Source organism: Alloyangia pacifica (assembly GCF_900116195.1).
Lineage (GTDB): Bacteria > Pseudomonadota > Alphaproteobacteria > Rhodobacterales > Rhodobacteraceae > Salipiger > Salipiger pacificus.
The window spans coordinates 227,300-234,789 of sequence record NZ_FOZW01000011.1 but is presented as its reverse complement, the minus strand read 5'-3'; the positions used below and the strand labels follow the sequence as shown (position 1 = coordinate 234,789).

Here is a 7,490-nt window from a genome sequence, read left to right as displayed (position 1 = left end):
GTCGCGGCGCGGTACCATTGCACGATTTCGCGGCGCGCGGCGTCGTCCATCTGGATGGCGTTGGGCGGCGGCATGGCGTGGCTGGCCCCGGCCTGCAGGAAGATCAACTTCGCGTGGCGCGCGACGTCGGATTCGGTCTCCAGCACCACGCCCTTGGGCGGGTGGTGCAGCCCGTCCCACGAGGGCTCGCGCGCATGGCACATCGAGCAATTGCCGATCACCGCGTAATAGGCGTCCTCGAAGCCGGTCGCCGCCGCGAACTTCTGCTCGGTCGCGGTGAGGGGCCGGGCCTCGGCCTCCTCGTAGCTGTCCATCATCGGCGCGGTCGAGAGCCAGGCGATGGCGATGAACAGCAGCGCGGTGACCGCCCAGGTCCAGTAGGGCGTGCCCTTGCGGGCGTGCATCGAGTTGAAGAAGTGCCGGATCGTCACGCCCATCAGGAACACCAGGCAGGGGATGATCCAGGCGTTGGCGGTGGCAAAGGCCAGCGGGTAGTGGTTCGACAGCATCAGGAAGACGACGGGCAGCGTCAGGTAGTTGTTGTGCGTCGAGCGCAGCTTGGCGATCTTGCCGTACTTGGGATCGGGCGTGCGGCCGTTCTTCAGGTCGTCCACCACGATGCGCTGGTTCGGCATGATGATGAAGAAGACGTTGGCGGTCATGATGGTGGCGGTGAAGGCGCCGAGGTGCAGCAGCGCGGCGCGGCCGGTGAAGATCTGGTTGTAGCCCCAGGACATCACCACCAGCATCCCGAAGAGCAGCAGCATCAGCAGCGTCGGTGTCTCGCCGAGCTTGGACTTGCACAGCCGGTCGTAGATCAGCCAGCCGATGGTCAGCGACAGCGCAGAGATCACGATGCCGACGAAGAGCGAGATGTCGGCCTTGGTCGGATCGAGCAGGAAGAGCTCGCCGCCGGCCCAGTAGACGATCATCAGCAGCGCCGCGCCCGACAGCCAGGTCGCGTAGCTCTCCCATTTGAACCAGGTCAGGTGGTCGGGCATGGTCTCGGGCGCCACGAGGTACTTCTGGATGTGGTAGAAGCCGCCGCCGTGGACCTGCCATTCCTCGCCGCTGGCACCGGGGGGCAGGTGCGGCACCTTGCGCAGTCCGAGGTCGAGCGCGATGAAATAGAAGGACGAGCCGATCCAGGCGATCGCGGTGATCACGTGCAGCCAGCGCACGGCGAAGCCGAGCCAATCCCAGATGATGGCAAGATCATACATGCCCGTCTCTCCCTGATGTGGTCTTTTGCGGCACCCTAGGCCGGGACCGATTATTCTGCTATCTCCGGGGTAAACCAAGCAGTTTCAAGATTTCCCAGAGAATGTCCTACCTCGACAATATCCGCACCTTCGTCCGTGTCTACGAGTTGGGCAGCATGTCCGCCGCGGGGCGCGATCTGGTGCGCGGAAGTGTCGGACGAACTGCCCGGAAATCGCGCCTTACGTAGCGTGCGGCAGGCGACCTGCGACGAGGCGTGAACGCCGGCACTGGCCAGCGAAAATTCTCCTCGCTAAGACTTGCGCAGAAATTTCGGTCGCGAAGGTGCCTTGCGGCGACGGACATGTCGCGCGGAAGGGGGGCTTGGCGACACGAACCACGCAAGACCAGCACGAGGTATCCCATGACGTTCGCTTTCGATCCCGCCAGTCTCTCGCTGCCCAAGCAGCATTTCATCGGTGGCGAGTACGTCTCGGGTGAGGACGCGATGGAGCTGACCTCTCCCTCCACCGGCAAGCTGCTCGGCGCCATCCCCTGCGCCGACGCGGCGCTGGTTGATCGCGCCGTGCAGAGCGCCCGCAACGCGCTGGAGACCTCGGGCTGGGCGGGGATGCAGCCGCGCGCGCGCCTGCGCGCCCTGCACGCCTGGGCGGACCTGATCGAGAAGGAGGCCGAAACGCTGGCCAAGCTCGAGGCGATCTGCTCCTCGCGCCCCTATGCGGCGGCGCTGGTCGGCGACGTGATGGTCACCGCCGAGCAGATCCGCTTCTTCGCCGAGTTCGCCGACAAGGAGGCCGGCACGCTGGTGCCCACGTCGGACAGCCACTTCGGCTTCATCTCGGACCACCCCTACGGCGTGATCGGCGCGATCACCCCCTGGAACTTCCCGATCTCCATGGCTGCCTGGAAGCTCGGCCCGGCGCTTTCGGCGGGCAATGCCGTCGTGCTGAAACCCTCGGAGATGACCCCATACACCACGCTTTACCTGGCGGAACTGTCGGTGAAGGCGGGTATTCCCGCGGGCCTCGTCAACGTCGTGCTGGGCGACGGGCCGACCACGGGCAACGCGATCACCGGCCACCCGGGCATCGACAAGGTGTCCTTCACCGGATCGACCCGCGCCGGGGCCGCGATCATGGAGAACATCGCGCGCTGCGGCATCAAGCCGATGACGCTGGAGCTGGGCGGCAAGAGCCCGATGGTGGTCTTCGCCGACGCCGACCTCGACGTGGCTGCCGACGCGCTGACCACCGGGATCATCCCCAATGCCGGGCAGTTCTGCGTCGCCGGCTCTCGGATGATCGTCGAGGCCAGCGTGGCAGATGAGTTGGCGGCCAAGCTCGCGGAGCGGTTTGCCAAGATCACCCCCTCCGCGACCCACAGCGCCGAGGCCGGTTTCTCGCCGATCATCTCTGAAAAGCAGCTGCAACGCATCGACAGCATCGTGCAGTCGGCCGCCGAGCAAGGGGCGGAGCTGATCTGCGGCGGCGGGCGTTTCGACCACGAGGGGGCCTTCTACCGCCCGACGCTGATCGGCGGTGTCGACGAGACGAGCCCGGCGGTGCGCGAAGAGATCTTCGGCCCGGTCGCCACCTTCCAGACCTTCGAGACCGAGGAGCAGGCGATGAAGCTGGCCAGCCATCCGACCTACGGGCTGGCGGCGGGCCTCTTCACCCGCGACCTTTCCCGGGCGCTGCGCCTGACCCGCGATCTCGAGGCGGGCACGGTCTGGGTCAACCGCTACGGGCGCACCCGCGACCACATCCTTCCGACCGGCGGCTGGAAGGCCAGCGGTCTTGGCAAGGACCTCGGTCGCGAGGCCTACCTCGCCAACCGCCGCACCAAGTCGGTTCTGATCGACCTCTGAGCCAAAAAGAGAGATCGCGGTCCAAGTGTTGCGCCGGTCCCCAAGGGGCCGGCGTTTTCATGGACGGGCCATTCAAGCTGGCCGAATGTCCGGGTTTGCAACTTGAGGCGGAACCATCGCCGGTGTGATCCGTTGCGAAAGGAGTTACACGGAAAAACACATAGGTTTGAGCCCTTGGAACAGCTTGCCCGCCGCCTCGGACTGCGCACCGATCCGACGATCTTCTTCGTTTCCGCCGCCTTCACGATCCTCTTCGTGCTGGCCCTCGTGATCTTCCCCGAGGCCATCGGCGACGCCTTCGCCGCCGGGAGAAGCTGGATCGTGACGAACCTCGGTTGGTTCTTCGTGCTGGGGGTGAACGTCTGGCTGGGCTTTCTGATCTGGGCGGCCATGTCACGCCACGGGCACATCCGCCTGGGGCGCAAGGGCGAGCGGCCGGTCTATTCCAACCTGTCGTGGTTCACCATGCTCTTCGCCGGCGGCATCGGCACGGTGCTGATGTTCTGGGGCGTGGCCGAGCCGATCAGCCATTTCTCGCAGCCGCCGCTGCCGGGGGTCGAACCCTACACCGAAGAAGCCGCCAAGGATGCGATCTCCATCGCCATCTATCATCTCGGCCTGCACACCTGGACGATCTTCACCCTGCCGGGTCTCGCCTTTGCCTATTTCATCAACCGCTATGACCTGCCGGTGCGGGTGAGCTCGGTCTTCTACCCATTGCTGGGAGAGGGCATCCACGGGCCCGTCGGCAAGGCCATCGACATTGCCTCGATCCTCGGAACGCTCTTTGGCGTGGCAGTCTCGCTCGGTCTGGGCTCGAGTCAGATCGCCGCCGGGCTCGACGCGCTGTTCGGCACCGGCGACGGGGCCTTCGTGAAGGTGATGATCCTGACCGTTCTGACCATCGTGGCCGTGGGCTCGATCGTCGCCGGACTCGACAAGGGCGTGAAGATGCTCTCGAACCTCAACATCGGCATGGCAGTGGCGCTGATGATCTTCGTGCTGGTCTGTGGCTCGACGCTGTTCCTGCTGCGCGGCATCGTCGAAACATTCGGCCTCTACTTCTCGAACCTGCCGCGTCTGGCGTTCTGGAACGACATGCTGGCGAACGAGAACCCGACCACCGACGGCTGGGGCTGGCAAGGGTCCTGGACGGTGTTCTACTGGGCCTGGACCGTCACCTGGTCGCCTTTCATCGGTCTTTTCGTGGCGCGCATCTCGCGGGGTCGTACGGTGCGCGAGTTCGTGTTCGGCGTGCTGCTGGCGCCGTCGCTCTTCACGCTCATCTGGTTCGCCATCTTCGGCTGGCAGGCGATGGATTTCGACGGGCTCGGCCTTGCCGCGCGCGAAGCCATGGGAGACAGCGCCGGAGAGATCAGCCGCGCGGTGGCCGACAGCGTGCCGCTGGCGATGTTCGCCTTCTTCGAGCATTTCCCCTTCACCACTTTCATCCAGGGGTTCGCAGTGGTGATCGTGGCGATCTTCTTCGCCACCTCGTCGGACTCGGCCTCGCTGGTGGTGGACATGCTCTGCACCGGCAGCGCCACGCCCGGCCCGGTGCACCAGCGGGTGTTCTGGGGCGCGGCCGAGGGCGTGGTGGCCGCGATGCTGATCGTGCTGGCGGGCGAGGCGGGTCTGACCGCGCTGCAGCAGGTGATCACCGTGGTCGGCCTGCCGATCTTCGTGCTGGTCAGCATGATGATCCCGTCGATCATCCGCGGTTTCGCCGCCGAGGACATCGAGCATATCTCCATCGGCACGCGGCCGGACCTCGAGGAGTTCGGCCACGGTCCGGCCAGCGAGGAAAGCACCTCCGGCGGGCTGCGCCCGGAGGGCAGCCCGGCGGAATGAGCGATCAGGCCGCGCGCAGCCCCAGCAGCGCGCGGGCCTCGGCCGGGGTGGCGATGGAGCGGCCATGTTTCTGCGCCACCTCGGCGGCACGCTGCACCAGCGCGGCGTTCGACGGCGCGAGCGTGTGGCGGTCGAGACGGATGTTGTCCTCGAGCCCGGTGCGCAGGTGCCCGCCCGCGGCGGCCGCCCACTCGTTCAGCTCGATCTGGTGCCGCCCGATCCCGGCAGCGCACCACGGCGCATCCTCGCCGAAGAGCACCTTCACCGTCTCGACGTAGTAGTCGAACACCCGCTTCACCGCAGGCATCGAGTTCTTCACCCCCATGACGAACTGCACATAGGGCGTGCCGACCAGCTCGCCGCGTTCGGCCATCGCCTTGGCCTGATAGATGTGCGACAGGTCAAAGGCCTCGATCTCGGGCTTCACGCCGTAGGTCTTCATCTCCGAGGCCAGCCATTCCACCAGATCCGGCGGGTTCTCGTAGACGCGGGTGGGAAAGTTGTTCGACCCCACGGAGAGTGAGGCCATGTCCGGCTTCAAAGGCAGCATGCCGCCGCGGGTCTTGCCCGCGCCGGATCGGCCCCCGGTCGAGAGCTGCACGATCATCCCGGGACAGTGCGTTTCGATCCCCTCCTTCAGCGCGGCGAAACGCTCGGGGTCCGAGGTCGGTTTGCCCTCGTCGTCGCGCACGTGGCAATGGGCGATGGTGGCCCCGGCCTCGAAGGCTTCCTGCGTCGACTCGACCTGCTCGGCCACGGTGATCGGCACGGCGGGGTTGTCGGCCTTGGTGGGCAGCGAGCCGGTGATGGCAACGCAGATGATGCAGGGTTGGGTCATGGCGGGGGCTCCGTGAGTTCGTTGCGGCGCCGCGACAGCGCCTGACTGCGAAGATGTCGCAAGGTCACGCCCGCCGCAACCGCCCGCTCAGAGCATCCACTCGACAGGCAGCCAGCCGATGACATGGATCAGAGCGCGCATCAGCAGCCCGGTGTTCGGCTCGCTGTGATAGACCAGCGGCGGCCCGACCTGCGGCGTGTTGGTCCAGACAAGGCTGCCGGTGTCATCGAGCTTGACGTGATAGGCGTATCTGGGGGAGTCGAGCTGCTCTGAGAGCCTCGCGGCGATCGACGGGCTGTCGATCAGGATCCCCATCTCGGTATTGATCTGCGCCGAGCGCGGATCGAGGTTGAACGAGCCGATGAAAGCGCGTTTCCCGTCAATTCCGAAGACCTTGGCATGGAGGCCCGAGGCCGAGCCCGCCAGAACCTCGGGGAGCGAGCGCTTTACCTGCTCTTCGCGCGTGCCCCGCAGCTCGTAGAGCGTCACCCCGCCTTCGAGCAGCGGCTTGCGGTAGCCCATGTAGGCGGCATGCACCGGCATAACGTCGGTGGCCTCCAGCGCATTGGTCAGTACCCGGACGCGGACGCCGTTCCCGGCCAGCGCGGTCAGCGCCTCCGTGCCGCGATTGCCGGGGATGAAATAGGCGGATACGAGGTCGAGGTCGCTGTCGACCTCGGCGATCAGCTCGAACAGACGTTCGACGATCTTGTTCTCCGCCGCGACGTTGCCGAGACCCTTGGCGGGGTCGTCGACGATCAGTTCCGCATTGCCCCATTCGAGGTCCAGCGCGCCGCTCTTCAGTCTCGAGATCAGGTGACTTTCCGCGACCACCTTCTGGTAGCCGTTGCCCATCGAAGAGGAGCGCGCCGCCTTGCCGACCTCGGCGAGCGCAGGGGTGTCCACCGGGTCGAGAAGCAGGTCGGCGTCATAGGCCGAGGCGCTGTTCCAGTAGCGGTCGAAAGAGGCCGAGACCTCGCCGACGATGGGACCCATCGCCAGCGCGTCGACGTCGAAGTAATGCGTGCCCTCGCCGTATTCGAAGTAGATGTCGCCGATGTTGCGCCCGCCGACCACCGTCGCCATGCCGTCCACGGTCATCGACTTGTTGTGCATGCGCCGGTTCAGTCGGGAGAAATCGAAGAGATAGGAGACCAGCTTGGGGTCGCGCAGGGAGAAGGGGTTGAAGATCCGCACATCGGAGCCCGGCATGGCGTCGAGCTCTGCCAGCAGCGCATCGAGGCCCGGTATGCCGTTGTCGTCCACCAGCAACCGCACCTGCACGCCGCGCGCGGCGGCGGCCCGCAGCTCGTCGAGCAGGATCATCCCGGTCGTGTCGTCCTGCCAGATGTAATACTGCGCGTCGATCGAGACCTGCGCGGCCCGCGCCAGCAGCACCCGTGCGGCAAAGGCGTCGCGCCCGTCGGCCAGCGGCAGCACGCCGCTCTGCCCTTCATGCGCGGCGAGGATCGGCGCGATGATCTGCCCGAGCGCGCCCTCGGTGTCAGGCGGCAGGTGCAGTTGCTCTTCGGCGAAATTCCGGTCGGGCAGGGGAAAGGCCAGCTTCATCCCGAAGACGAAGGTCACGAGGACAAGCACGAGTACGAGAAGGACTTCGAGAAAACGCATCGGACACACCCACATCTTCCGACCCGTCCGGTGAGATCACCCGCCGCGCATCTCCCGCCGACCGCTCCGTCGTCGGTCTGGGGC

5 protein-coding genes and 1 pseudogene are annotated in these 7,490 nt (G+C 66.1%); 3 read left to right on the top strand and 3 right to left on the bottom strand.

Annotated elements, in window-relative coordinates:
• Positions 1 to 1,223 (bottom strand): urate hydroxylase PuuD (locus tag BM397_RS21570; protein WP_092428375.1); only part of this gene is annotated, 1,223 nt, incomplete at its 3' end.
• Positions 1,224 to 1,324: 101 nt separating this feature from the next.
• Here BM397_RS21570 and BM397_RS29915 point away from each other — a divergent pair.
• The 3 genes and pseudogenes from BM397_RS29915 to BM397_RS21560 all read left to right on the top strand — a co-directional run.
• Positions 1,325 to 1,444: pseudogene (locus BM397_RS29915) on the top strand (LysR family transcriptional regulator); the annotation flags it as partial.
• A 180-nt stretch (positions 1,445 to 1,624) separates the two neighbouring features.
• Positions 1,625 to 3,088: an aldehyde dehydrogenase family protein gene (locus BM397_RS21565; RefSeq protein ID WP_092428373.1), complete on the top strand. Its 1,464-nt coding sequence runs from the start codon at positions 1,625 to 1,627 to the stop codon at positions 3,086 to 3,088.
• A 174-nt stretch (positions 3,089 to 3,262) separates the two neighbouring features.
• Positions 3,263 to 4,939 (top strand): BCCT family transporter, encoded by a 1,677-nt coding sequence (locus BM397_RS21560; protein ID WP_092428371.1) that lies wholly within the window; start codon positions 3,263 to 3,265, stop codon positions 4,937 to 4,939.
• Between the two features lie 4 nt (positions 4,940 to 4,943).
• On the opposite strand, the gene BM397_RS21555 is transcribed toward BM397_RS21560, so the two are convergent.
• Together BM397_RS21555 and BM397_RS21550 are read right to left on the bottom strand one after the other, a co-directional pair.
• On the bottom strand, positions 4,944 to 5,777 hold the full coding sequence (locus BM397_RS21555) for a 3-oxoadipate:acetyl-CoA acetyltransferase (protein WP_092428369.1): 834 nt from the start codon (positions 5,775 to 5,777) through the stop codon (positions 4,944 to 4,946).
• Between the two features lie 87 nt (positions 5,778 to 5,864).
• The gene (locus BM397_RS21550; RefSeq protein WP_092428367.1) at positions 5,865 to 7,406 is read right to left on the bottom strand and encodes a phospholipase D family protein; all 1,542 of its coding nucleotides are present in this window, start codon (positions 7,404 to 7,406) and stop codon (positions 5,865 to 5,867) included.
• Positions 7,407 to 7,490 lie beyond the last annotated feature (84 nt).

Bases quoted from the DNA above. Each gene is read 5' to 3' on its own strand.
- BM397_RS21565 (WP_092428373.1), top strand. From the start codon at position 1,625: ATGACGTTCGCTTTCGATCCCGCCAGTCTCTCGCTGCCCAAGCAGCAT.
- BM397_RS21555 (WP_092428369.1), bottom strand. From the start codon at position 5,777: ATGACCCAACCCTGCATCATCTGCGTTGCCATCACCGGCTCGCTGCCC.
- BM397_RS21550 (WP_092428367.1), bottom strand. From the start codon at position 7,406: ATGCGTTTTCTCGAAGTCCTTCTCGTACTCGTGCTTGTCCTCGTGACC.